Raw genomic sequence first — 25,308 nt, forward strand, 5'->3', positions numbered from 1 at the left:
CAGACCGCGCGCACGCTGCATGGGAGGGGAGTCACACGTTCACGATCCCGCTGATATCATTCGTGAAATAGCTCACAGAACATAAGAATAAACTATTTCATGACTTCGCTTTTGTTGAATAATTTATTCTTACACCTTAAGTGAGGATCGTTATGCAACCGGACGCGCACAAGCGAGCATTAATTGCAGGCTCCATTGGTAACTTTATCGAGTGGTATGAGTTTGCGGTCTACGGTTTTCTGGCGACCGTCATTGCGAAAAACTTCTTCCAGCTTGAAGGAGAGGCGGGGCTGACCAGCCTGATCCTCACCTACGCCTCGTTTGCCATCGCCTTCTTCTTCCGCCCGCTGGGTGCGGTGGTGTTTGGCCGCATCGGGGACCGGATTGGCCGTAAGCCGACGCTAATCATCGTGCTGGTGCTGATGACGCTCGCTACCGCCGCCATCGGCGTTGTGCCGGTCTATGCCAGCATCGGGATTGCCGCGCCGCTCATTATTACGCTGCTGCGCATCCTGCAGGGGCTCTTCGCGGGCGGCGAGTACGGCGGTGCGGTCTCGCTGATGACGGAGTTCGCCCCGCGCGGCAAGCGTGGGCTCTATGGCGCGTGGCAGTCCTTTACCGTGGCGCTGGGGCTGTTAGCGGGTGCAGGCATCGTGGCGCTGCTCTCCGCCCTTCTCACGCCTGAAGCCCTGCACGACTGGGGCTGGCGCATTCCGTTCTTCCTGGCGCTGCCCATGGGCGTTGTGGCGCTGTGGCTTCGGGTCAGCATGGAGGAAACGCCCAGCTTCGTGCAGCAGCAGGATAAACCGGCTGTCGCTCAGGCGGATACTGCCGCCACGCTCCGGGCCATCGTGATGGGGATTGGGCGCGTAATGGTCTGGTCTGCGGCGGGGTACACCTACCTGGTGATTATGCCGACCTATCTGCAGTCGGCGCTGCACACCGGGTTTAACCAGGCGCTGCTGATAGCGGTGATTTCGAATATTGGTTTTGCACTCACCATCATTCCGTCGGGGATCCTGAGCGACCGGATCGGCCGCCGCACGGTGATGATTATCGCCACCGCGCTGCTGCTGATCCTCGCCCTGCCGCTGCTGAAAATCCTGCAGGCGGAGTCGAGTACGCTGGCGGTGAAGGCTGGTGTGGTACTGATTGCGGGCGGTCTGGTGGGCATGCTGGCGGGGCCGGGCCCGGCGATGCTGTCTGAGATGTTCCCGACGCGCGTGCGCTATACGGGGCTGGGGCTGGCCTACTCGTTGTCGAACGCGATTTTCTCGGGATGCGCAGGGTTAATCATTACCGGGCTAATTAAGCAGACGGGCAACCTGGATATTCCGGCGTATTACGTGATGGCGACGGCGGTAGTGAGTATTTTCGCGCTGATGACGCTGAGGAAGGATGACCATTTGCGGTCGCTAGAGGAGTGAGTTTTTCACCGTCTGGTGCCCTCACCCCGCCCCCACAGGGAGAAAACACAAAAGGCCGTCCTGTGGACGGCCTTGCTGTTTATTCTCCGCGCTGACGCACCGCTTCAAACAGGCAGATGCCCGTCGCAACGGAAACGTTCAGGGACGACACGCTGCCCGCCATCGGGATGCTGATCAGCTCGTCGCAGTGCTCGCGGGTGAGACGACGCATGCCTTCGCCTTCCGCACCCATCACCAGCGCCAGACGGCCGGTCATTTTGCTCTGGTACAGAGTATGATCCGCTTCACCGGCGGTACCGACGATCCAGATATTCTCTTCCTGCAGCAGACGCATGGTGCGCGCGAGGTTGGTCACACGGATCAGAGGAACGTTTTCCGCCGCGCCGCAGGCCACCTTCTTCGCCGTCGCGTTCAGCTGCGCGGAGCGATCTTTCGGCACGATCACCGCATGCACGCCCGCCGCATCTGCGCTACGCAGGCACGCGCCGAGGTTGTGCGGATCGGTTACGCCATCGAGGATCAGGAAGAACGGATTATCCAGCTCGGCAATCAGATCCGGCAGATCGTTTTCCTGATACTGTCGACCCGGCTTCACGCGGGCAATGATCCCCTGGTGAACCGCGCCTTCGCTTTTCTCATCCAGGAACTGGCGGTTCGCCAGCTGGATCACCACGCCCTGTGCTTCCAGCGCGTGGATCAGCGGCATCAGACGCTTATCTTCACGCCCTTTCAGAATAAACACTTCCTGAAAACGCTCCGGTGCGCGCTCGAGAAGGGCCTGCACCGCGTGGATGCCGTAAATCATTTCACTCATTGATGGTTCTCGTAATAAGTATTTCCCCTCCCCCGTTGGGGAGAGGGTCAGGGTGAGGGGAGAATTTACTCCGCCTGCTTTTTCTTGGCCGCGCGCTTCGCTTTGGTGGCGGCAGCGATTTTCTGCGTTTTCGCGGAAGGTTTTTTCGCTGAACGAGCTTCTTTCTTCGCAGCCTTCGGCTTCTGTTTCTTCTCGCCGCGGAACGCGCTGTCCGGCTCGAAGTTTACCTTCTTGCCCGCCTGACGACGTTTACCGCCGCCCGGTTTACCGTTACCGGTTTTTTTCGCCCTTTCACGCTCGGTTTTCCCGACGTTACGCGGCGCGCGCTCGCTGGAGATCAGGCTGAAGTCGATTTTACGATCGTCCATATTCACGGCTTCGACCTTCACTTCCACACGATCGCCCAGACGGTAGGTCTGGCCGCCAGATTCGCCAATCAGGCGCTGGCCGACCTGGTCGAAGCGGTAATAGTCGTTATCCAGGCTTGAGACGTGCACCAGACCGTCGATGAACAGCTCGTCCAGACGAACGAAGAAACCAAAGCCGGTCACGCTGGCAATCACGCCTTTAAAGACGTTACCTACCTGATCGAGCATAAAGTCACACTTCAGCCAGTCCGCCACGTCGCGGGTTGCTTCATCGGCACGACGTTCGGCCATGGAGCAGTGCTGACCCAGCTGCAGCATCTCTTCCATCGAATAATGGTAGCCACCGGTTTCGGTGGTGTTCCCTTTATGACCCTGCTCCTGCGCCAGCAGATACTTGATCGCACGGTGCAGAGAGAGGTCAGGATAACGACGGATCGGCGACGTGAAGTGGGCGTAAGACTGCAGCGCCAGGCCGAAGTGGCCGCGGTTTTCCGGATCGTAAATCGCCTGCTTCATAGAGCGCAGCAGCATCGTCTGCAGCATTTCTGCGTCAGGACGGTCGCCAATGGACTCCAGCAGCTCGGCGTAATCGCGCGGCTCTGGCTTGTTGCCTCCGGGCAGTTCCAGACCCAGTTCAGCCAGCACGGAGCGGAACGACGTAATGGCTTCCGTGGTCGGCTTATCGTGAATACGGAACAGCGCAGGCTCTTTGGCTTTCTCGACGAAACGTGCCGCCGAGATGTTCGCCAGAATCATACACTCTTCGATCAGCTTGTGCGCGTCGTTACGCTGGGTCTGCTCGATACGCTCAATACGGCGTTCGGCGTTGAAAATGAATTTCGCCTCTTCACTCTCAAACGAGATCCCGCCGCGCTCTTCGCGCGCCTGATCCAGCGTTTTGTAGAGGTTATGCAGCTCTTCGATATGTTTGACCAGCGGCGCGTACTGTTCGCGCAGATCCTGGTCGCCCTGCAGCATATGCCAGACCTTGGTATAGGTCAGACGCGCGTGCGAGCTCATCACCGCTTCGTAGAACTTGTAGCCGGTTAAGCGCCCTTTGGTGGAGATGGTCATCTCGCAAACCATACAGAGGCGGTCAACCTGCGGGTTCAGGGAACACAGGCCGTTAGACAGCACTTCCGGCAGCATCGGCACGACCTGGGACGGGAAGTAGACCGACGTACCGCGGCTGCGGGCTTCGTTATCCAGCGGGGTGTGCGGACGGACGTAATAGCTTACGTCAGCGATAGCAACCCACAGGCGCCAGCCGCCGCCGCGTTTTTTCTCGCAGTAGACGGCGTCATCGAAGTCGCGGGCGTCTTCACCGTCGATAGTGACCAGCGGCAAGGAGCGCAGATCCACGCGGCCCACTTTGGACTCTTCCGGCACTTCTTCGCGCAGGCTTTCGATCTGCTCTTCAACCGCTTTCGGCCAGATGTACGGAATTTCATGGGTACGCAGCGCCATATCAACGGCCATGGTTGTGCCCATGTTGTCGCCAAGCACTTCGACGATTTTACCTACCGCTTTAGTGCGACGGGTTGGGCGCTGGGTGAGTTCGACCACCACCACAAAGCCCATGCGGGCGCCCATCACCTCTTCAGGTGGGATCAGAATGTCGAAGCTCAGGCGGCTGTCGTCCGGCACCACGAAGCCCACGCCAGCGTCGGTAAAGTAGCGGCCGACGATCTGGCTGGTTTTTGGCACCAGAACGCGCACGACGCGCGCTTCGCGGCGGCCTTTACGGTCAGCGCCCAGCGGCTGCGCCAGGATCTGGTCGCCGTGGATACACATCTTCATCTGTTCAGATGAGAGGTACAGATCGTCTTTACGGCCTTCCACGCGCAGGAAGCCGAAGCCATCGCGGTGACCAATGACGGTCCCTTTCAGCAGATCGAGGCGTTCTGGCAGCGCGTAGCACTGGCGGCGGGTAAAGACCAGCTGCCCGTCACGCTCCATTGCGCGCAGACGGCGGCGAAGGGCTTCAATTTGCTCTTCACCTTCAATGTTTAATTCAACGGCAAGTTCTTCACGATTGGCGGGTTTTTCGCGTTTTGTTAAGTGTTCAATGATGAACTCGCGGCTGGGAATAGGATTCGCGTATTTTTCGGCTTCGCGTTCCTGGAAAGGATCATGTGACATGTCGGTTCCTCCGTTGTCAGCTCCGGTGGAAATTTTCTTCATTCCACCAGCAATAATTTATAAAGCGGTTGATTCTCTTCAACCAAATCGGCCAGCGTGTAGTTATCCAGTTCCATAAGAAAACTTTGCACGGCCTTTGAAAGCGCCTTTTTCAGGCGGCAAGCGGGCGTGATGTGGCAGAACTCGCTGCTGCAGTTCACCAGAGACAGCGGCTCCAGTTCACGTACCACATCGCCCACACGAATACTCTGTGCCGGTTTACCGAGACGGATCCCACCATTCTTCCCGCGGACGGCAGCAACGTATCCGGCACGACTAAGTTGATTGATTATTTTGACCATATGATTACGGGATACGCCGTAAACCTCTGTGACTTCAGAGATACTGGTCATCTTCCCCTCGGGTAACGACGCCATGTAAATCAGCGCACGTAAGCCGTAATCGGTGAAACTTGTTAACTGCACATCAACCTCAGGAAAAAGGGAAAACGCGGTCAAACCGCAGAGATATTCATTAATGATGATAAACCAGCCAGATAGTGAGCGGCTAATTTATTTGACAGACGGGGCGAAAAAGCGGAGATCCAGGAGCGTTCGCCGGATGGCGCTACGCTTATCCGGCCTACGGGTCACCCCGCAGGCCAGCATTCACGAAGATTATGCGTCGAACGGGTCGCGCAGGATCATCGTTTCAGTACGATCCGGGCCGGTAGAAATAATATCGATCGGCACTTCGGTCAGTTCTTCAATACGCTTGATGTAATCCAGCGCCGCCTGCGGCAGGCCGCTACGCTCTTTCACACCGAAAGTGGTCTCAGACCAGCCCGGCATGGTTTCGTAGATTGGCTCAATGCCTTCCCAGTCGTCAGCAGCCAGCGGAGTGGTGGTCACTTCGCGGCCATCTGGCATACGGTAGCCTACGCAGATTTTCACTTCTTTCAGGCCGTCCAGTACGTCCAGCTTGGTCAGGCAGAAGCCAGACAGGGAGTTGATCTGCACTGCGCGACGCACTGCAACCGCATCCAGCCAGCCGGTACGACGACGACGACCGGTGGTCGCGCCAAACTCGTTACCCTGCTTGCAGAGGAACTCGCCGGTTTCATCAAACAGCTCGGTCGGGAATGGACCCGCACCCACGCGAGTGGAGTACGCTTTGATGATGCCCAGCACGTAATCCACATAACGTGGACCCAAGCCAGAGCCGGTCGCCACGCCACCTGCAGTGGTGTTAGAGGAGGTAACGTACGGATAGGTACCGTGGTCGATGTCCAGCAGCGTACCCTGCGCACCTTCGAACATGACGAAATCGCCACGCTTGCGCGCCTGGTCCAGCAGATCGGACACATCAACAACCATACCGGTCAGAATGTCAGCGATCGCCATGACGTCATCCAGCACTTTCTGGTAGTCAACAGCGTCAGCTTTATAGAAGTTCACCAGCTGGAAGTTGTGATATTCCATCACTTCTTTCAGTTTTTCAGCGAAGGTTGCTTTGTCGAAGAGGTCGCCCACGCGCAGACCGCGACGTGCAACTTTATCTTCGTAAGCCGGACCGATACCACGACCGGTGGTGCCGATCGCTTTCGCGCCGCGCGCTTTCTCACGCGCTACGTCCAGCGCCACGTGATAATCCAGAATCAGCGGGCAGGCCTCGGAGAGCAGCAGACGCTCACGAACAGGGATACCACGGTCTTCCAGACCTTTCATCTCTTTCATCAGCGCAGCAGGAGACAGCACAACGCCGTTACCGATGATGCTGGTGACGTTATCACGAAGAATGCCTGATGGAATAAGATGGAGGACGGTTTTTTCACCGTTGATTACGAGAGTATGGCCTGCGTTGTGACCGCCCTGGTAGCGTACAACATATTTAGCCCGTTCAGTCAGAAGATCAACAATCTTCCCTTTACCTTCGTCACCCCATTGGGTGCCCAGTACGACGACGTTGTTACCCATTTTTTTCAAAATCACCGTTTGCTTAAAAATGGATTCTACCATCGCTTTTTCAGATATACAGCACTTTTTGACCTCAAAATACGCCGATTGCGCCTACTTTTTGATCAGCCAATCGTTTTCCTCAACATGTAGTAGATCACGATGCCCGCAACCACAAGACCGCCGCCAAAACGACGCAAAATATTATCCGGCAGCTGGCTCATCGTGGCGATCATTCGGCGCCAGGCGCGCGGATAAAGCATCGGTCCAAGACCTTCCAGCACCAGGACCAAAGCCAGTGCGAGCCAGATCGTTGAATTCATTTTTATTCCTTATAAAAGAAAACCACCGCTCCGTTGAGAGCGGTGGTTTGAATACTCAAACGAGCCTGAGTTTATCGCGTTGCGTTAGTCGGCGTCTTCATATAACGGAAGAAATCGCTGTCCGGGCTGAGCACCATCACATCCTGGTTGCTCTGGAAGCTATTCTCGTAAGCGCGCAGGCTACGGATAAAGGCGTAGAAGTCAGGATCCTGGCTGAAAGCATCAGCAAACAGCTTCGCCGCTTCGGCATCGCCTTCACCGCGCAGGATACGGCCCTGACGCTCAGATTCCGCCAGCGTCTTGGTGACTTCATAGTCCGCTGCTGCACGCAGCTTCTCAGCCTCTTCCTGGCCCTGTGAACGGTGACGACGGGCTACCGCTTCACGCTCGGCGCGCATACGGTTGTAAATCGCCTCGGACACTTCCGCTGGCAGGTTGATCTGCTTGATACGCACGTCAACCACTTCGATACCCAGCGCAGCCATACTGTTCGGGTTGATCACCGGCACTTTACCGTTGGTCTCCGCCTGAACGCGTTCAGCCGCTTTGGCAATCGCATCATCTGCTGCCGGCGTTGAAACTTCATCTTCAGTGCCCGCTGTACCGGAGTTCAGCGCATCGCGAACTTCCAGGGTCAGACGACCGCGGGAGTCGGTCACGATGTCTTTCACATCCAGACGACCAATCTCGGAACGCAGACGGTCAGAGAACTTACGTTTCAGCAGCACTTCTGCCTGAGAAACGTCGCCGCCGCCCGTTGCCAGGAAGTAACGGCTGAAATCGCTGATGCGCCATTTGATATAGGAATCAACGATCAGGTCTTTCTTCTCTTTGGTCACGAAACGGTCGGCCTGGTTATCCATGGTCTGGATACGCGCATCCAGCGTTTTCACGGACTGAATGAACGGCACCTTGAAGTGCAGACCCGGCTCGTAAATCACCGGGCGTTTGTCGCCATCACGCACGACGCTGCTGAACTGGAACTTAATCCCACGCTCGCCTTCTTTCACCACAAAAATCGAGGTATAAAGCGCGACCAGTACGATGACGATGATCGCAATAACTGACTTACGCATCCTTATTCCCCCTGACGCTGGTAGTCGTTACGCTGCGCGTTAGCACGGCGTTGGTCCATAATGTCACCATCGTTCGAAGAAGGCGTTGTGTTCGTGCTGGCGCTGCCTGTTGAGGCTGGCGGCAGACGCAGCAGGTTGTTCGCGCCGCTGGTGTCGCCTTTCGCTGCTGGTACAGAACCGCCTTTCAGCATCTGATCCAGCGGCAGAACCATCAGGTTCCCGCCTTTACTGTCGTTAACCAACACTTTGCGGGTGTGGCTCAGCACTTTTTCCATGGTCTCGATATAGAGACGCTCACGGGTAATTTCCGGCGCCGCTTTATATTCCGGCAGGATCTTCGCGAAGCGGGCCACTTCACCCTGAGCTTCCAGGATGGTCTGCGTCTTATACGCGCGCGCTTCTTCCAGAATACGCTGCGCCTGACCGTTAGCGCGTGGCTGAACTTCGTTGGTGTACGCTTCTGCTTCACGGATGTACTGCTGTTCGTTTTCACGGGCAGCAATCGCATCGTCAAATGCGGCTTTCACCTCTTCCGGCGGACGCGCAGCCTGGAAGTTGACGTCAAGCAGGGTAATACCCATGTTGTACGGACGAATGGTCTCTTCCAGCTCGCGCTGGGTATCGCTACGAATAACGGTACGACCTTCGGTCAGAATACGGTCCATGGTGTATTTACCGATCACACCGCGCAGGGCGCTGTCGGTCGCCTGACGCAGGCTGTCATCGGCGCTGGTCACGCTAAACAGATAACGCTCAGGATCGGTCACGCGGTACTGCACGTTCATCTCAACGCGCACCACGTTTTCGTCAGAGGTCAGCATCACGCCAGAGGCGGCCAGTTCACGGACGGATTCCACGTTTACCGCGGTCACGTCGTCAATGAAGGTCGGCTTCCAGTTCAGACCCGGCTCAACCAGATGGCTGAACTTACCGAAACGGGTGACCACGCCGCGTTCTGCTTCTTTAATGGTGTAGAACCCGCTGGCTGCCCAGATGATGACTACCGCAGCGGCCACGATGCCCACTACGCGGCCACCCATTGGCGGGCGCGAACTCTGAGTGGAATTGCCACCCGAGCCAGAACCTTTTCCTCCGCCAAGGCCACCAAGCTTCTTGCTCAGTTTGCGGAAGATATCATCCAGATCCGGCGGCCCCTGCTCGCGACCACCTTTGTTGCCATTTCCCTCAGAGTTGCCGCCAGGTTTGCTGCTTCCCCACGGGTCGCGGTCTTGTCCGTTATTACCGGGCTGATTCCACGCCATGTATATGCTCCATATTTGTTATGCAAGGGCGAATTATTCAGGCATCCCCTTTCTGATCAGACGATATAGTCGACCAGCGCAGGTTCTTGTTTACAGAGGCGACGCCAGTCAACGATCGGCATACGCACCTGCATCCCCACGCTGCCGTCATCCTCCATCCACTCTTTTTCTATCGCCTGAAGCTGATAAAACCGGCTGCGCAGCCTGCCTTCCTGTGGCGGCAGTCGCAGCGTGTGCTGAGCTACCTCACCGGAAAGACGTTCTGTCAAAGCCTGGAAAAGCAGTGGCACACCAATACCGGTCTGGGCAGAAAGCCAGACCCGAATCGGTTTGTTTTCTTCATCTCTGTCGATACGCGGTTCGAAATCGTCCAGCATATCGATCTTGTTCATGACCAACAGCGTTGGGATCTCGTGGGCGTCGATCTCTTCGAGCACCACGTTCACCGCGTCGATGTTCTCCTGCACGCGCACGTCTGCCGCATCAATCACGTGCAGCAGCAGAGTCGCCTGTCGCGTCTCCTGCAGGGTGGCTTTAAACGCCGCCACCAGGTCATGCGGCAGATGGCGAATAAACCCTACGGTATCCGCCAGCACCGTTTCACCGACGTCTGCAACGTCAATACGGCGCAGCGTAGGGTCCAGGGTCGCAAACAGCTGGTCTGCGGCATAAACCTGGGCCTCGGTTATCTGGTTAAACAGGGTGGATTTACCGGCGTTGGTATAGCCCACCAGCGACACCGTCGGGATATCGGCTTTGGTTCGCGCCCGACGCCCCTGTTCGCGCTGTTTCTCTACACGTTCCAGACGTGAAAGGATCTGGGTAATTCGGCCACGCAGCAAACGACGGTCGGTTTCGAGCTGGGTTTCACCCGGGCCGCGCAAACCAATCCCGCCTTTTTGTCTTTCAAGGTGTGTCCAGCCACGCACCAGACGCGTTGCCAGATGGCGCAGCTGCGCCAGCTCAACCTGCAGTTTCCCTTCATGGGTACGTGCACGCTGAGCAAAAATATCTAAAATCAAACCCGTGCGATCGATAACACGGCATTCGCAAAGGGCTTCCAGGTTGCGCTCCTGGGCTGGAGACAGCGCATGATCAAACAACACGACTGACGCGCCGGTTGCTTTTACGGCATCCGCAATTTCGACTGCTTTACCTTCACCAACAAAATACTTTGGGTGCGGCGCTTTACGGCTACCGGTAATCACCTGCATTGCTTCGACACCGGCGGAAGAGACCAGAGATTCAAACTCCTGGAGGTCTTCCATATCTTTGTCTTGCGAAAAATAGATGTGTACCAGCACCGCCTGCTCACCGGCATCATAACGGTCAAACAAGCGTAAACCTCTCTAAAAAGATCAGCGGGGAACGCAGGATCCCTGGCTCCCCGTGTGGATAACAGTGCGAAACCTTATTCGGTTTCGTCGCTGTCCTGCGCCGGCGTTGAAGAACCCTGCGCGCTGCTGCCATGATGGTAGTTACTACCAGTGCCGCCGCCAGCGTTATTGCTGTGATGAGATACCGGACGGGACGGAACAACAGTAGAAATAGCGTGCTTGTAGACCATCTGACTGACCGTGTTTTTCAACAGAATCACAAACTGATCGAAAGACTCAATCTGACCTTGCAGCTTAATACCATTCACCAAATAAATAGAAACTGGAACACGTTCCCGACGCAATGCGTTCAGGAACGGATCTTGTAAAGATTGCCCCTTAGCCATTCTTTCTTTTCCTTATATGCTTGTTTTGTACTTAGAACCTTGCGATTCTGAAAAATTGCGCACGATACGTCTCAATTGTACACATTCAGTGAGCGATATCACCAACAACCTCAATCACTTCGTTTAACGCCTGTTGCGGTTTTTCACTGTCTAACCAGTGAACGCCGTCCCAACCGCGCAACCAGGTGATCTGGCGCTTCGCTAACTGTCTCGTGGCGCAAACACCTCTATAAACCATTTCATCGTATGAAATCTCACCTTCAAGATACGACCACATCTGGCGGTATCCCACACAACGAATGGAAGGCATGTCCGTATGCAAATCTCCACGGGCAAATAGCGCCCGCACTTCTGCTTCAAAATCTGAAGCTAACATCTGATGAAAACGCTGCTCAATTCGCTGATGGAGCAGTTCACGGCTCGCCGGGGCGATGGCGAACTGATGCACCTGATACGGCAGAGCGTCTCCTGACGTTTGCGTCAGTTCCGTTAAAGTTTTACCCGAAATGAAAAAAACTTCCAGTGCCCGGGAAAGCCTTTGCGGATCATTTGGATGGATCCGTGCTGCTGCAACCGGGTCAATCTCCGCCAGTTGCTGATGCAGAACGTCCCAACCCTGCTCTGCCGCCTGCTGCTCAATTTTCGCTCTTATTTCCGGATCCGCGGATGGCAGAGGTGACAACCCCTCCAGCAACGCCTTGAAATAGAGCATGGTTCCGCCAACCAACAGCGGTATACGTCCCGCCGCCGTTATCTCGGCCATTTCGGCTAAGGCATCCCGGCGGAAATCTGCTGCGGAATAGGCCTGAGCCGGGTCGAGAATATCCAGCAAACGGTGCGGTGCCGCACGCAGCTCTTCTGCGTCAGGCTTCGCCGTGCCGATGTCCATCCCTCGGTAGATGAGGGCGGAGTCGACGCTAATCAACTCTACAGGCAAAACTTTACGCAACTCAATGGCTAGCGCCGTTTTGCCGGAGGCCGTTGGGCCCATTAAAAAAATTGCCTTAGGCAGGCTCGCCTTACTTGCGTCAATCATGTTTCAGGGCATTCATCGCCGTTTGTAAATCAACAGGTTGTAATAACCCACCCGGCGGCGTTTTCACCAGATGCGGACAGAGGCGTTCCACCTCCGCCAGCACGCTAATGGCCTGCGCCATACTCCACGGCGCGTGTTCGCTTGCCAGATGGCGGGCGATCCACTGCGCGGTGTTGGCGGCATCAAACGATGTTTGCTGCGCCAGGTAGCCTATCAGTTCAGGAATCAAGTTTTGTAAATTTTGTTGGCGTAAGGGTAAAGGCACTGCACGAATTGTCACATGTTGTGGTTCGAGCACAATTTCAATACCCATTTGCACCAGCTGCGGCTCTGCGCGCTGCAATACCCTTGTTTCTTCAGGGGATATTTTCAGGCGAACCGGAATTAAGAGCGGCTGCGCGCAGGCTGCATTTTCGCCTGGCGTGAGCTGCACCTGCTTGAGCCAGCGTTCGGCGACCGGCAGTGCCATAAGCATCAATTTGCCGTCACGCTCAAGCAGTGCCATATCCGGCGCGATAATCGTCAGCACCCGGCCAAAACTCTGGCTATGGCCGTCCAGAGAAGGCTGAGCGGGCGGAATGTGCTCTTTACGCTCCACGGCTGGCGTTTCCAGCAGCTTGCGGTACAACGCTCCCTGCTGCTTCTGATAGCCAGGCTGGGCATTCGGGTAGTTCGCGCCCGTTGGACGCGGTGCGCTCCCTGCCGGGGAGAAACGCGGGGCCTCCGGTTCACGCGCGACGGCAGGCTCCGCAAAATGGTTGCGCCCTGCCGCGACACGGTTTTCCGGCAGCGGACGCGGTGCAGGGGCGTCATTCTCCAGCGGCAGCGTTGGCGCTGCCTGCTGCTGCAACACGGCGGCCACGCCCTGATAAATAAAGTCGTGAACCAGACGCGACTGGTGGAAACGCACCTCATGCTTGGCAGGATGAACGTTTACATCCACCTGATGGGGGTCGATTTCCAGATAAAGGACGAAAGCTGGCTGCTGATCGGCCCCGAGTTTGTCTTCGCAGGCCTGGCGAATCGCGTGATTGATGAGACGGTCGCGCATCATGCGGCCGTTCACGTAGCAATACTGAATTTCAGAGAACGCAGCACTGCTCGCGTTTGGATCGGCAACCCAGCCGCGTAACGCCAGGTCGCCGTGCTGCCACTCAATGGCCAGCGCCTGTTCCAGAAACGGCGTACCGCAGATGGCCCCCAAACGGCGCTCTTTCTGTCCACCTTCTGCCACCGCGCGATACTGGCGCATCACCTTGCCGTTGTGGCTGAGGTTGATGGTGACATCGAAGCGGGCCAGCGCGATACGGCGAATGATCTCGTCGATATGGCCGAACTCGGTCTTCTCGGTACGCATAAACTTGCGTCGGGCGGGGGTGTTGTAGAACAGATCCAGGACTTCCAGCGTCGTGCCGACAGGGTGCGCCGCGGGTTTCACCGTCACATCCATATCGCGCCCTTCGGCGTAAGCCTGCCAGGCTTCCTGCTGTTCAGCGGTACGGGAGGTCAGCGTTAAGCGCGAAACGGAGCTGATACTGGCCAGCGCTTCGCCGCGAAAACCGAGGCTAATAATCGCTTCCAGGTCATCCAGAGAGGCGATTTTACTGGTGGCGTGACGGGCCAGCGCCAGCGCCAGCTCCTCTTTTTTAATGCCACAGCCGTTGTCGCGAATACGGATAAGCTTCGCGCCACCGCGTTCGATATCAATATCGATGCGGGTGGCGCCCGCATCGAGGCTATTTTCCACCAGCTCCTTCACCACCGACGCAGGGCGTTCCACCACCTCACCGGCGGCGATTTGGTTCGCGAGCTGCGGCGGTAGAACCTGAATCGGCATGAATTCTCCTTAGTTGGTCGCGGTCATCTCACCCGGCAGCGCTGCGCTGGCCGTCTGGGCAGCGCCGCTCTGTGGCGCAGACTGCAGAGGATGCGCCTCAAAATATTTACGCAGACCGTTATAAATCGCTTCGGCAATTTGCTGCTGGTAGCTGTCGCTTCCCAACAGACGCTCTTCACCGTTGTTACTGATAAATCCCGTCTCTACAAGGATGGACGGGATATCCGGCGAGCGCAGAACGCCGAGGCTGGCATGTTCCGGACGACGCTTATGCAGCACGCCAACGCTTTGCAGCTGGTTCAATACGTTAGTGGCGACATCATACCCGACGCGCTGAGAATGACCGAACTGTAAATCCAGCACCGCCTGGCTGAGGTACGGATCGGACTGGCTGTTCGCCAGCACGTCGCCCGCGCCGCCTAACAGTTCAGACTGCTTCTCATGCTCTTCCAGCCAGTTGGCCATTTCGCTGTTAGCGCGACGGTTCGACAGCACCCAAACCGAGGCGCCGGTGGCGCTACGATTCGGTGCGGCGTCCGCATGAATGGAGACCAGGAAGTTCGCGTTTTGCTTACGCGCCACATCCGAGCGTCCCATGACGGAGATAAAGTAGTCCCCGTCGCGGGTCAACACGCCTTTAAACATAGGGTCGTCATTGAGTAACGAACGCAGCTTACGCGCGATAGCGATGGTCACGTTTTTTTCTCGCGTGCCGCCAGGGCCAATCGCCCCCGGGTCTTCCCCACCGTGGCCCGCATCAATGGCGATAATCACTTTGTCACCGCTGACCGTCGCGCGTCGCGCGCTGGCCGCAGGGCGCGTCACCGTATCGCTGCTGGTTGCCGCAGTAATGCGATCGTTCTGCGATTTAAACGGATTACGCGCAGGTTCAGAAGGACGCGGCGTATATACCGGTTCTTCCACGCGCTTCGCTACGACCGGCGGCGGTGGAGGCGGAGGCGGTGCGTCGGCATTGATGGTAAAGACCACCGTATAGTTCGCCCCGTTTTGCTGCTTCACCGCCTTCGTTTTACCCTTTTCGGTCAGATCGACCACCAGGCGTAACGACTGGCTATCCTGCGGCGTTCCCGAACGGATACTTTTCACCAGATTATTACCGCTGAACCGCAGCGGTAGCCCCTGGATCACGCCTGTTTGTTTGATATCCAGCGCCACGCTGTGGCTGTCTGGCTGTGAGAACGCATATTCAGGATCGCCCATAAAGCTGAACGTGATCCGGGCCTGGATTTCGCCGTTTGATACCTGAATATCTGAGAGGTTTGCCGCCCCGGCCTGCGCGCACAGCAGCACGGTGGCAGCCAACAACCAACCTTTAACGCGATTTATCATCCCGTCATCCCTACGCTTAACCGGCCAGTCGCGCCAGTAAGGAACTGCCTGATGAGGAAACAGCACTGATGCGTGCCTCACGCCCTTGTGCCTGGTAATCTAAGTGAATTTCGACATCCGGGTCAGGCAGCACACCCGCACCTTGTTGCGGCCACTCCACCAGGCAAATGGCGTCGTTGGCAAAATAATCACGAATCCCCATAAATTCCAGCTCCTCAGGATCCGCAAGGCGGTATAAATCAAAGTGGTACACCATGAGATTTTCAAGGGTGTACGGTTCGACCAGCGTGTAGGTTGGGCTTTTCACATTCCCGTTATGCCCTAATGCCTGCAAAAAACCCCGGCTGAAGGTGGTTTTACCCGCACCTAAATCACCATACAGATAAATGACGGTTGCCCCCTGACAGGCCTGCGCCACGCGCTTGCCGAGTTCTAAAGTGGCTTGTTCATCAGGTAAAGGAATCGCTCGATTAGTCATTTTCTACGTCAATCACATCCGGGTTAACAACACGCCGCAGCGTGCAAAAAAGATCGGTGGCCAGCATACCGCGTGTACCATAACGCGCGGCGAGTTTATCCGCCGCGACACCGTGGGCCACGCAGCCCGCGCAGGCTGCATCATAAAGGGGAAGTTTCTGTCCAAGCAATGCGCCAATGATGCCGGAAAGCACATCGCCCATGCCGCCGCTTGCCATGCCCGCATTTCCAGCATCAATAATGCCCTGCGTCTCGTCACTGGCGACAACGGTTCCTGCCCCTTTCAAAACAGCAACACCTCCGTAACGTTTTACCAGACGCTGAGCAGAAAGTAAGCGATCGCTTTCAATTTCTGCCACGCTGCAGTTAAGCAGTCGCGCGGCTTCGCCGGGGTGTGGCGTCAGAATGCGATTGTGACGCTTATCCGGGTTTATTGCCAGAAGGTTAAGCGCGTCGGCATCCCACAGCATCGGTTTACGAAAATTCTCGACCTTTTGCAGGGCCTGTTTACCCCATGCCTGCTGCCCAAGGCCCGGGCCAATCACCACTACATCCGCCCATTCAAGGCTCTCTTCAAGCGCCTGGGGCGTAAGCTCGTGCACCATCAGCTCCGGTCGGGCCGTAACGATCGGCGCAATATTCTCGATGCGAGTGAGTACTCGCACTAATCCGGCGCCGCTGCGTAATGCCGCTTCGCCGGTCATGCGAATCGCACCTGCCGTACCATGGTCGCCGCCAATAATCACCAGCCTGCCGTGATCGCCCTTATGAGACGTCGGCCGGCGCGGCGGGAGCCACGCCGCAAGCTGCGACGCATCAAAACGCGCGATGCGCATTTCCTGCCCGGCCAGCCAGCTCTCCAGCCCCAGCGCATTGTGGTGCAGCACGCCAACGACGTCTCGCGCTTTACCGGTCAGTAACCCCGGCTTGAGGGCGATGAAGGTCACCGTATGGGCAGCCTCAATAACAGCTTCCGGCGTCGCGCCGGTTTGTGCAATCAGGCCAGAGGGAATATCCAGGGCGACTATCGGCGCGGAATGTCTGTTAGCGTGTTCAATCAGCGCGGCAATGTTCTCACGAGGCGCACTGCGTAGCCCGGTACCCAGCAGACCATCAACAATCAGATCCACCTCTTCCGGCCAGACGATATCAGGCGCATGAATCACACCGCCTGCGTTAAGCCACGCCTCCCGGGCCGCGCTGGCCTCTTCCGGCAGCGGTTTATCGCTCTCCAGGGCCAGCAACGTCACGCGGATACCTGCCGCAACCGCCAAACGGGCGACAACGTAGCCGTCGCCGCCGTTATTGCCGTGACCGCACAGAATCAGCCAGTGGGCGGCCTGAGGGTACGCGCTGCGGGCAACGGTAAACGCAGCCTCCCCCGCGCGCAGCATCAGTTCATAAAGGGTAATCCCGAGGCTGTCTGCGGCCTCTTTTTCGGCGCGCCGGAGGTCATCCGCATGCCAGATGGAATGTGGTATACTTGCGGGGTTTTTCTTCACCGTATGGTCCGTCATGTCACAGCCCCTCGATCTCAATGAATTAGCGCAAAAAATAAAACAGTGGGGTGCTGAGCTTGGCTTCCAGAAGGTGGGCATTACCGATACCGACCTTTCCGCCAGCGAGCCAAAACTGCAGGCCTGGCTGGACAAACAATACCACGGCGAAATGGAGTGGATGGCGCGTCATGGCATGATGCGCGCCCGCCCTCACGAGCTTTTGCCGGGCACATTACGCGTCATCAGCGTGCGCATGAACTATCTGCCCGCCAACGCGGCCTTTGCGCGAACGCTAAAAAATCCCTCTCTGGGTTACGTCAGCCGGTACGCCCTGGGACGTGATTACCATAAGCTTTTGCGTAACCGTTTAAAAAAACTCGGGGAAACTATTCAGCAGCACTGTGTTTCGCTGAATTTTAGACCCTTTGTCGATTCTGCGCCTATTCTTGAGCGCCCGATCGCCGAAAAAGCCGGGCTTGGCTGGACAGGTAAGCACTCACTTATCCTCAGCCGCGACGCCGGTTCGTTCTTCTTCCTCGGTGAACTGCTGATTGATTTACCGCTGCCGGTTGACGGCCCGGTAGAGGAAGGCTGCGGCCGCTGCGTGGCCTGCATGACCATCTGCCCGACGGGTGCCATCGTCGAGCCTTACACCGTTGATGCGCGCCGCTGCATCTCCTACCTCACTATCGAACTGGAAGGGGCCATTCCCGAAGAGTTTCGACCGCTTATTGGCAACCGTATCTACGGCTGCGACGACTGCCAGCTGATCTGCCCGTGGAACCGCTATTCGCAGCTCACGGACGAAGAGGATTTCAGCCCGCGTAAGGCGCTGCATGCGCCTCAGCTCGTTGAGCTGTTCGCCTGGACCGAAGCCTGGTTCCTGAAAGTGACGGAAGGTTCGGCCATTCGCCGTATCGGTCATCTGCGCTGGCTGCGTAATGTTGCCGTCGCGCTGGGTAATGCCCCGTGGGATGAAGCCAATATTCGGGCGCTTGAAAGCCGTAGAGGTGAGCACCCACTTCTTGAAGAGCACATAGAATGGGCGATTGCGCAGCAAATAGAGAAGCGTAATGCCTGCACGATCGAGGTACAGCTACCGAAGAAACAGCGTCTGGTGCGGGTGATTGAAAAAGGGCTTCCGCGGGATGCCTGAACTATTCACAGCCTGTGAATAAAATTACAAACTCAAGCGCCATCTGGGCTGGAGAAGAGGTCAAGTGATCTCAATAACATTTTGAAATGAAAATTTATCTACTAAATACAGCGCGTTACAAAGATATTATTCACCCTGCTAAGCTTTAGCCTTGTTTCGGTTAAGCGCAGTTTCTGTGGATAACTCTGTTCACAAGAATATTTCAGAGACAATAGAAAACGTCCCCAACGACTCTTTTCGCTGTGGATATTTTAGAGATTAAGAAGAATTTGGAGCGGGAAACGAGACTCGAACTCGCGACCCCGACCTTGGCAAGGTCGTGCTCTACCAACTGAGCTATTCCCGCTTGGGTGGTCCGTGCTTTGAAAGCACTTTCAAATTTTGGAGCGGGAAACGAGACTCGAACTCGCGACCCCGACCTTGGCAAGGTCGTGCTCTACCAACTGAGCTATTCCCGCTTGGGTGGTCCGTGCTTTGGAAGCACTTTTCAAATTTTGGAGCGGGAAACGAGACTCGAACTCGCGACCCCGACCTTGGCAAGGTCGTGCTCTACCAACTGAGCTATTCCCGCAAATCTGCACTGCTTTTGTTGCTGTCGTAACGTGTAATTCTCTGTCGTTACGGGAGGCGCATTATACGAGAAATCCTTTTAGCTGCAACCCCCCTTAAAGCGATTTTTTCGAAATTAAGTTCAAATGCTTAATTAATCGGCAAGCTGAACAATTTAACGACAAAAACCCGGCCACGCAAGGCGCCGGATCGCAAAATCACAGCTTTATAAAGTTTTCGCGGTAGTAGGAAAGCTCCGCCACGGACTCACGGATATCGTCCATCGCCTGGTGGGTCCCCTGCTTTTTAAAGCCGTCGAGAATTTCAGGCTTCCAGCGACGCGCCAGCTCTTTCAGGGTGCTGACATCCAGATAGCGGTAGTGGAAATATGACTCCAGCTCCGGCATGTACTTAAACAGGAAACGGCGATCCTGGCCGATGCTATTCCCACAGATGGGCGATTTGCCTGCCGGAACCCACTGTTTCAGGAACTCAAGCGTTGCCAGCTCCGCCTCACGGTCGCCGAACGTGCTCGCCTTCACGCGCTCCACCAGGCCACTGCCGGTGTGGGTGCGCACGTTCCATTCATCCATCAAAGCCAGCTGGTCGTCGGACTGATGCACCGCAATCGTTGGCCCTTCAGCCAGGATATTCAGGTTAGCGTCCGTCACCAGCGTTGCAATTTCAATGATGCGATCGCGCTCGGGATCCAGCCCGGTCATTTCGAGATCGATCCAAATCAGGTTGTTTTCATCCGCGCTCATGTTATTTTCCACCCTTCTCGCATAACCGGCAGTAGCAGGTTAACTAGTATTAATTAGAGTGTATCATAGAGGTTTTGCCCCTTACGGGCGACCAGGAGCCAGCGCGATTGAGTAAAAATAAACTCTCCAAAGGGCAGCAGCGCCGCGTAAACGCCAACCACCAGCGCCGTCTTAAAACCACTTCGGAGAAGCCGGATTATGACGACAACCTGTTTGGTGAAGCGACAGAAGGCGTAGTCATCAGCCGTTTCGGTATGCATGCCGATGTCGAATCCGCCGACGGGGATATTCACCGTTGCAATATCCGTCGCACCATCCGTTCACTGGTTACCGGCGATCGCGTGGTCTGGCGTCCGGGTAAAGAGGCGGCGGAAGGCGTTACGGTAAAAGGTATCGTTGAAGCGGTTCATGAGCGCACGTCCGTGTTAACCCGTCCCGATTTCTACGACGGGGTCAAACCTATTGCCGCCAACATTAACCAGATCGTCATTGTTTCGGCGATTTTACCTGAGCTTTCGCTCAATATTATCGACCGATACCTCGTCGCCTGCGAAACGCTGCAGGTTGAACCGATTATCGTATTGAACAAAATCGATCTGCTGGATGACGACGGCATGGCCTTCGTGAATGAGCAAATGGATATCTACCGCAAGATTGGTTACCGCGTGCTGATGGTCTCCAGCCACACCAAAGATGGTCTTAAACCGCTGGAAGAGGCACTGACCGACCGCATCAGCATCTTTGCGGGCCAGTCCGGCGTGGGTAAATCGAGCCTGCTGAACAACCTGCTTGGCCTCCAGCAAGAGATCCTGACCAACGATGTGTCCAACGTCTCTGGCCTGGGCCAGCACACCACTACCGCCTCGCGTCTGTATCATTTCCCGCACGGCGGCGACGTGATCGACTCCCCGGGCGTGCGTGAGTTCGGTTTGTGGCACCTTGAGCCGGAACAAATCTTTAACGGATTTGTCGAATTCCATGATTATTTAGGCGCTTGTAAATACCGCGACTGTAAACACGATAACGACCCAGGCTGCGCTATCCGTGAAGCGGTTGAGAAAGGCGAGATCGCGGAAACCCGCTTCGAGAATTACCACCGTATTCTTGAGAGCATGGAAGACGTAAAAACGCGTAAAAACTTTTCTGATTCTGATAACTGACAACTAAGCTAAGCATCGCTAAAATCGTCCCCTTTTTTCAGGTTCCGGCGGCTTAACGCCGGATCAGGAACGACAAAACAATGGCCTGGAGGCTACCTTGTTAAACGCATTTAAACTTTCGCTTCAATACATTCTGCCAAAACTGTGGCTCACTCGCCTGGCGGGCTGGGGCGCAAGCAAACGCGCGGGCTGGCTGACCAAACTGGTCATCGACCTTTTCGTAAAATATTACAAGGTCGACATGAAAGAGGCGCAAAAGCCGGATACCGCCAGCTACCGCACCTTCAACGAGTTCTTCGTGCGCCCGCTGCGTGACGAAGTGCGCCCGCTGAACACCGATCCTAACGTCCTGGTGATGCCGGCAGACGGCGTGATCAGCCAGTTGGGTAACATCGAAGACGACAAAATCCTGCAGGCGAAGGGCCATAACTACAGTCTGGAAGCGCTGCTGGCAGGTAACTACCTGATGGCGGATCTGTTCCGCAACGGTACGTTTGCCACTACCTATCTGTCACCGCGCGACTATCACCGCGTGCACATGCCGTGTAACGGTATCCTGCGTGAAATGATTTACGTCCCGGGCGACCTGTTCTCCGTAAACCACCTGACCGCGCAGAACGTGCCGAACCTGTTTGCCCGTAACGAGCGCGTCATCTGTCTGTTCGATACTGAATTTGGCCCTATGGCACAGATTCTGGTGGGTGCAACCATCGTAGGCAGCATTGAAACCGTCTGGGCGGGCACTATCACTCCACCGCGCGAAGGCGTGATCAAACGCTGGACCTGGCCTGCCGGTGAAGCGGAAGGCTCGGTGGCCCTGCTGAAAGGTCAGGAGATGGGTCGCTTCAAGCTGGGCTCTACCGTAATCAACCTGTTTGCGCCGGGCAAAGTGAAGCTGGCTGAACAGCTCGAAAGCCTGTCGGTCACCAAACTGGGCCAGCCGCTGGCGGTCTCTACCGAAACCTTCGTGACGCCGGATGCAGAACCTGCTCCGCTCTCACAGGAAGAGATTAACGCCGAGCACGACGCCAGCCCGCTGGTTGACGACAAAAAAGACGAAGGCTAACAACAGAAGGATCGCTGACGTGCGCCCGATTATCGTTCTACTGATGGCCTGGTGCCTCAGCATGGGGGCGTACGCAGCGACAGCCCCCGACGCCAAACAGATAACCCAGGAACTGGAGCAGGCAAAAGCGGCCAAACCCGCTCAGCCAGAGACCGTCGAGTCGCTCCAGTCTGCCCTGAACGCGCTTGAGGAGCGGAAAGGCTCTCTTGAGCGCGCTCAGCAGTATCAGCAGGTTATCGACAACTTCCCCAAACTCTCGCAGACGCTGCGCGCGCAGCTCAATAATTTGCCTGACGAACCGCGCGACGTGCCCGCAGGCATGACCTCGGACGCTCTGAACCAGGAGATCCTGCAGGTCAGCAGCCAGCTTCTGGAAAAGAGCCGACTTGCCCAGCAGGAGCAGGAGCGAGCGCGTGAAATTGCCGACTCCCTCAGCCAGCTTCCGCAACAGCAAACCGACGCCCGCCGCCAGCTTAATGAAGTTGAGCGTCGCGTGGGTACGCAAAGCGGCAATACGCCACAGGCTCAGGCCCAAAATCTGGGCCTGCAGGCAGAATCTGCTCGCCTGAAGGCCCTTGTCGATGAGCTGGAGCTGGCGCAGCTTTCCGCCAATAACCGCCAGGAGCTGTCGCGGATGCGCTCTGAACTCGCTCAGAAGCAGAGCGAGCAGCTGGATGCGTATCTCCAGGCCCTGCGCAATCAGCTCAACAGCCAGCGCCAGCGTGAAGCGGAGCGCGCGCTGGAAAGTACCGAACTGCTGGCGGAAAACAGCGAAAACCTGCCTGCCGGTATCAACGAACAATTCAGGGTCAACCGCGAGCTTTCTGCCGCGCTGAATCAGCAGGCACAGCGCATGGATCTGGTTGCCTCGCAGCAGCGTCAGGCGACCAATCAAACCCTGCAGGTCCGCCAGGCGCTCAACACCCTGCGCGAGCAGTCCCAGTGGCTCGGGTCATCAAACCTGCTGGGCGAAGCGTTACGCGCCCAGGTCGCGCGCCTGCCGGAAATGCCGAAGCCGCAGCAGCTGGATACCGAGATGGCCCAGCTGCGCGTTCAGCGCCTGCACTTTGAAGATCTTCTCAATAAACAGCCGCAAATCCGCCAGATCCGTCAGGCTGACGGACAGCCCCTGACCAGCGAGCAAAACCGTATTCTGGAAGCCCAGCTGCGTACCCAGCGTGAACTGCTGAACTCTCTTCTCCAGGGCGGGGATACGCTGATTCTGGAGCTGACCAAGCTAAAAGTCTCCAATAGCCAGCTGGAAGATGCGCTGAAAGAGGTGAACGAGGCTACGCACCGTTATCTCTTCTGGACGTCCGACGTGCGCCCGATGACCTTCTCGTGGCCGATTGAGATTGTCCAGGACCTGCGACGCCTGATTTCGCTGGACACCTTCAGCCAGCTGGGACAGGCCAGCGTGATGATGTTCACCAGCAAAGAGACCATTTTCCCGCTGCTGGGGGCGTTGATTCTGGTTGGCTTCAGCATTTACTCGCGCAGACATTTCACCCGCTTCCTGGAGCGTTCCAGCTCCAGGGTCGGGAAAGTCACCCAGGATCACTTCTGGCTGACGTTGCGCACCGTATTCTGGTCGATTCTTGTCGCCTCCCCGCTGCCGGTGCTGTGGATGACGCTGGGGTATGGCCTGCGGGAAGCCTGGCCCTATCCGCTCGCGGTCGCGATTGGCGATGGCGTCACCGCCACGGTGCCGCTGCTGTGGGTGGTCATGATTTGCGCCACCTTCGCGCGCCCCAATGGCCTGTTTATCACCCACTTTGGCTGGCCGCGTAATCGCGTTGCGCGCGCCATGCGTTACTACCTGATGAGCATCGGGCTGATTGTGCCGCTGATTATGGCGCTGATCATGTTCGATAATCTCAACGACCGGGAATTCTCAGGCTCGCTGGGCCGCCTCTGCTTTATGCTGATATGCGGGGCGCTGGCCATCGTCACGCTCAGCCTGAAACGCGCGGGTATTCCGCTCTATCTCGATAAATCCGGCAGCGGCGAAAACATGTTCAACCGGCTGCTCTGGAACCTGCTGCTTAGCGCGCCGCTGTTTGCGATGCTGGCAGCCGCGGTGGGCTATCTGGCAACCGCGCAGGCGCTGCTGGCGCGGCTGGAAACCTCGGTGGCCATCTGGTTCCTGCTGCTGGTGGTGTACCACGTGATCCGCCGCTGGATGCTGATCCAGCGCCGCCGTCTGGCCTTTGACCGAGCCAAGCATCGTCGGGCGGAGATTCTCGCCCAGCGCGCGCGGGGTGAGGAAGAGCCAAACCACGTCAACAGTACGGAAGGCACAACGGAAGCGGACGAGGTCGAACTGGATCTGGATGCCATCAGTACCCAGTCCCTGCGCCTGGTTCGCTCCATCCTGATGCTGATTGCCCTCCTGTCGGTCATCTTCCTGTGGTCAGAGATCCACTCCGCGTTTGGCTTCCTGGAGAACATCTCTCTGTGGGACGTGACGTCGACGGTGCAGGGTGTTGAGAGCCTGGAGCCGATTACCTTAGGGGCGGTGCTGATTGCCATTCTGGTGCTGATCATCACCACGCAGCTGGTGCGCAACTTCCCGGCGCTGCTGGAGCTGGCGCTGCTGCAGCATCTGGATTTAACGCCGGGTACAGGCTATGCGATTACGACCATTACCAAATATCTGATCATGCTGTTTGGCGGGCTGGTTGGCTTCTCGATGATCGGTATTGAGTGGTCGAAGCTGCAGTGGCTGGTGGCGGCCCTGGGTGTAGGGTTAGGTTTTGGTTTACAGGAGATCTTCGCCAACTTCATCTCTGGCCTGATCATTCTGTTCGAAAAACCGATCCGTATTGGCGATACCGTAACGATCCGCGATCTGACCGGCAGCATCACGAAGATCAACACCCGTGCGACGACGATCAGCGACTGGGATCGGAAAGAGATCATCGTGCCAAACAAGGCGTTTATCACCGAGCAGTTCATCAACTGGTCGCTGTCAGACTCCGTTACCCGCGTGGTGCTGACGGTACCGGCACCGTCGGACGCCAACAGTGAAGAGGTCACCCAGATCCTCTACACCGCCGCTGAGCGCTGCTCGCTGGTAATCGACAACCCGGCGCCGGAAGTATTCCTTGTGGATTTACAGCAGGGGATCCAGATTTTCGAGCTGCGTATCTACGCCGCCGAAATGGGACACCGTATGCCGCTGCGCCATGAGATCCACCAGCTGATTCTGGCGGGCTTCCGCGAGCACGGTATTGATATGCCGTTCCCACCGTTCCAGATGCGCCTGGAAAGCCTGGACGGGCGTAAAACGGGAAGAACGCTGACGTCAGCGGCGCGTACGCGCCCGGCGGGAAGTTTGTAAGA

At 56.8% G+C, this 25,308-nt stretch carries 20 protein-coding genes and 3 tRNA genes; 5 read left to right on the top strand and 18 right to left on the bottom strand.

The genetic code is table 11. The features are described 5' to 3' along the window. Positions 1 to 152 precede the first annotated feature (152 nt). On the top strand, positions 153 to 1,427 hold the full coding sequence (locus ACJ69_RS14965) for an MFS transporter (RefSeq protein ID WP_054829813.1): 1,275 nt from the start codon (positions 153 to 155) through the stop codon (positions 1,425 to 1,427). A gap of 79 nt (positions 1,428 to 1,506) precedes the next feature. On the opposite strand, the gene rlmB is transcribed toward ACJ69_RS14965, so the two are convergent. From rlmB to nnr, 14 genes are all read right to left on the bottom strand, one after another. After that, positions 1,507 to 2,241 carry a 23S rRNA (guanosine(2251)-2'-O)-methyltransferase RlmB gene (rlmB, locus tag ACJ69_RS14970; protein ID WP_010427468.1) on the bottom strand — a complete coding sequence of 245 codons (735 nt, stop codon included), beginning with the start codon at positions 2,239 to 2,241 and terminating at the stop codon, positions 1,507 to 1,509. 65 nt (positions 2,242 to 2,306) lie between these two features. Then, positions 2,307 to 4,751: a ribonuclease R gene (gene rnr, locus ACJ69_RS14975; protein ID WP_039261027.1), complete on the bottom strand. Its 2,445-nt coding sequence runs from the start codon at positions 4,749 to 4,751 to the stop codon at positions 2,307 to 2,309. A gap of 38 nt (positions 4,752 to 4,789) precedes the next feature. Then, positions 4,790 to 5,215 carry a nitric oxide-sensing transcriptional repressor NsrR gene (nsrR, locus tag ACJ69_RS14980; RefSeq protein WP_023334253.1) on the bottom strand — a complete coding sequence of 142 codons (426 nt, stop codon included), beginning with the start codon at positions 5,213 to 5,215 and terminating at the stop codon, positions 4,790 to 4,792. A gap of 192 nt (positions 5,216 to 5,407) precedes the next feature. Next, a complete protein-coding gene (locus ACJ69_RS14985) occupies positions 5,408 to 6,706 on the bottom strand; it encodes an adenylosuccinate synthase (RefSeq protein ID WP_024907332.1) in 1,299 nt (432 codons plus the stop codon). Between the two features lie 104 nt (positions 6,707 to 6,810). Then, on the bottom strand, positions 6,811 to 7,008 hold the full coding sequence (locus ACJ69_RS14990; RefSeq protein WP_003855996.1) for a DUF2065 domain-containing protein: 198 nt from the start codon (positions 7,006 to 7,008) through the stop codon (positions 6,811 to 6,813). 71 nt (positions 7,009 to 7,079) lie between these two features. Then, complete coding sequence (gene hflC / locus ACJ69_RS14995; RefSeq protein WP_029740370.1) at positions 7,080 to 8,084, bottom strand: protease modulator HflC; 1,005 nt, start codon at positions 8,082 to 8,084, stop codon at positions 7,080 to 7,082. A gap of 2 nt (positions 8,085 to 8,086) precedes the next feature. After that, on the bottom strand, positions 8,087 to 9,346 hold the full coding sequence (hflK, locus tag ACJ69_RS15000; protein WP_059347265.1) for an FtsH protease activity modulator HflK: 1,260 nt from the start codon (positions 9,344 to 9,346) through the stop codon (positions 8,087 to 8,089). A gap of 56 nt (positions 9,347 to 9,402) precedes the next feature. Then, positions 9,403 to 10,683 (bottom strand): ribosome rescue GTPase HflX, encoded by a 1,281-nt coding sequence (gene hflX / locus ACJ69_RS15005; protein WP_023310136.1) that lies wholly within the window; start codon positions 10,681 to 10,683, stop codon positions 9,403 to 9,405. A 74-nt stretch (positions 10,684 to 10,757) separates the two neighbouring features. After that, complete coding sequence (hfq, locus tag ACJ69_RS15010) at positions 10,758 to 11,069, bottom strand: RNA chaperone Hfq (protein WP_023334248.1); 312 nt, start codon at positions 11,067 to 11,069, stop codon at positions 10,758 to 10,760. An 85-nt stretch (positions 11,070 to 11,154) separates the two neighbouring features. Beyond that, positions 11,155 to 12,105: a tRNA (adenosine(37)-N6)-dimethylallyltransferase MiaA gene (gene miaA, locus ACJ69_RS15015; RefSeq protein WP_032651346.1), complete on the bottom strand. Its 951-nt coding sequence runs from the start codon at positions 12,103 to 12,105 to the stop codon at positions 11,155 to 11,157. Further along, entirely contained in the window at positions 12,098 to 13,942 is a 1,845-nt protein-coding gene (gene mutL / locus ACJ69_RS15020; protein ID WP_029740368.1) for a DNA mismatch repair endonuclease MutL, read from the bottom strand. The genes miaA and mutL overlap by 8 nt, the downstream gene beginning before the upstream one ends. Positions 13,943 to 13,951: 9 nt before the next feature. Beyond that, positions 13,952 to 15,292, bottom strand: a complete 1,341-nt coding sequence (gene amiB / locus ACJ69_RS15025; RefSeq protein ID WP_029740367.1) for an N-acetylmuramoyl-L-alanine amidase AmiB — start codon at positions 15,290 to 15,292, stop codon at positions 13,952 to 13,954. A 16-nt stretch (positions 15,293 to 15,308) separates the two neighbouring features. Beyond that, complete coding sequence (gene tsaE / locus ACJ69_RS15030) at positions 15,309 to 15,770, bottom strand: tRNA (adenosine(37)-N6)-threonylcarbamoyltransferase complex ATPase subunit type 1 TsaE (RefSeq protein ID WP_013095283.1); 462 nt, start codon at positions 15,768 to 15,770, stop codon at positions 15,309 to 15,311. After that, entirely contained in the window at positions 15,763 to 17,286 is a 1,524-nt protein-coding gene (gene nnr / locus ACJ69_RS15035; RefSeq protein ID WP_059347266.1) for a bifunctional ADP-dependent NAD(P)H-hydrate dehydratase/NAD(P)H-hydrate epimerase, read from the bottom strand. The genes tsaE and nnr overlap by 8 nt, the downstream gene beginning before the upstream one ends. Here nnr and queG point away from each other — a divergent pair. Then, positions 17,285 to 18,424, top strand: a complete 1,140-nt coding sequence (queG, locus tag ACJ69_RS15040; RefSeq protein WP_059347267.1) for a tRNA epoxyqueuosine(34) reductase QueG — start codon at positions 17,285 to 17,287, stop codon at positions 18,422 to 18,424. The genes nnr and queG overlap by 2 nt on opposite strands. A gap of 270 nt (positions 18,425 to 18,694) precedes the next feature. Here queG and ACJ69_RS15045 read toward each other — a convergent pair. From ACJ69_RS15045 to orn, 4 genes are all read right to left on the bottom strand, one after another. Then, a tRNA-Gly gene (locus ACJ69_RS15045) sits at positions 18,695 to 18,770 on the bottom strand. Between the two features lie 36 nt (positions 18,771 to 18,806). Beyond that, a tRNA-Gly gene (locus tag ACJ69_RS15050) sits at positions 18,807 to 18,882 on the bottom strand. Positions 18,883 to 18,919: 37 nt separating this feature from the next. After that, positions 18,920 to 18,995: transfer RNA gene (locus tag ACJ69_RS15055), tRNA-Gly, on the bottom strand. 196 nt (positions 18,996 to 19,191) lie between these two features. After that, a complete protein-coding gene (orn, locus tag ACJ69_RS15060) occupies positions 19,192 to 19,737 on the bottom strand; it encodes an oligoribonuclease (protein WP_023310130.1) in 546 nt (181 codons plus the stop codon). A 107-nt stretch (positions 19,738 to 19,844) separates the two neighbouring features. On the opposite strand from orn, the gene rsgA reads away from it, so the two are divergent. From rsgA to mscM, 3 genes are all read left to right on the top strand, one after another. After that, positions 19,845 to 20,897, top strand: coding sequence for a small ribosomal subunit biogenesis GTPase RsgA (gene rsgA, locus ACJ69_RS15065; RefSeq protein WP_023334242.1), 1,053 nt, complete (start codon positions 19,845 to 19,847; stop codon positions 20,895 to 20,897). Positions 20,898 to 20,994: 97 nt separating this feature from the next. Next, positions 20,995 to 21,963, top strand: a complete 969-nt coding sequence (gene asd, locus ACJ69_RS15070; RefSeq protein WP_029739893.1) for an archaetidylserine decarboxylase — start codon at positions 20,995 to 20,997, stop codon at positions 21,961 to 21,963. Positions 21,964 to 21,982: 19 nt separating this feature from the next. Then, complete coding sequence (mscM, locus tag ACJ69_RS15075) at positions 21,983 to 25,306, top strand: miniconductance mechanosensitive channel MscM (protein ID WP_059347268.1); 3,324 nt, start codon at positions 21,983 to 21,985, stop codon at positions 25,304 to 25,306. Positions 25,307 to 25,308 lie beyond the last annotated feature (2 nt).

Origin of the sequence: Enterobacter asburiae (assembly GCF_001521715.1) — a bacterium.
Classification (GTDB): Bacteria; Pseudomonadota; Gammaproteobacteria; order Enterobacterales; family Enterobacteriaceae; genus Enterobacter; species Enterobacter asburiae.

Coding starts and splice junctions, on each gene's coding strand:
- ACJ69_RS14965 (WP_054829813.1), top strand. CDS start 153: ATGCAACCGGACGCGCACAAGCGAGCATTAATTGCAGGCTCCATTGGT.
- rlmB (WP_010427468.1), bottom strand. CDS start 2,241: ATGAGTGAAATGATTTACGGCATCCACGCGGTGCAGGCCCTTCTCGAG.
- rnr (WP_039261027.1), bottom strand. CDS start 4,751: ATGTCACATGATCCTTTCCAGGAACGCGAAGCCGAAAAATACGCGAAT.
- ACJ69_RS14985 (WP_024907332.1), bottom strand. CDS start 6,706: ATGGGTAACAACGTCGTCGTACTGGGCACCCAATGGGGTGACGAAGGT.
- ACJ69_RS14990 (WP_003855996.1), bottom strand. CDS start 7,008: ATGAATTCAACGATCTGGCTCGCACTGGCTTTGGTCCTGGTGCTGGAA.
- hflC (WP_029740370.1), bottom strand. CDS start 8,084: ATGCGTAAGTCAGTTATTGCGATCATCGTCATCGTACTGGTCGCGCTT.
- hflK (WP_059347265.1), bottom strand. CDS start 9,346: ATGGCGTGGAATCAGCCCGGTAATAACGGACAAGACCGCGACCCGTGG.
- hfq (WP_023334248.1), bottom strand. CDS start 11,069: ATGGCTAAGGGGCAATCTTTACAAGATCCGTTCCTGAACGCATTGCGT.
- miaA (WP_032651346.1), bottom strand. CDS start 12,105: ATGATTGACGCAAGTAAGGCGAGCCTGCCTAAGGCAATTTTTTTAATG.
- mutL (WP_029740368.1), bottom strand. CDS start 13,942: ATGCCGATTCAGGTTCTACCGCCGCAGCTCGCGAACCAAATCGCCGCC.
- amiB (WP_029740367.1), bottom strand. CDS start 15,292: ATGATAAATCGCGTTAAAGGTTGGTTGTTGGCTGCCACCGTGCTGCTG.
- tsaE (WP_013095283.1), bottom strand. CDS start 15,770: ATGACTAATCGAGCGATTCCTTTACCTGATGAACAAGCCACTTTAGAA.
- queG (WP_059347267.1), top strand. CDS start 17,285: ATGTCACAGCCCCTCGATCTCAATGAATTAGCGCAAAAAATAAAACAG.
- nnr (WP_059347266.1), bottom strand. CDS start 17,286: ATGACGGACCATACGGTGAAGAAAAACCCCGCAAGTATACCACATTCC.
- orn (WP_023310130.1), bottom strand. CDS start 19,737: ATGAGCGCGGATGAAAACAACCTGATTTGGATCGATCTCGAAATGACC.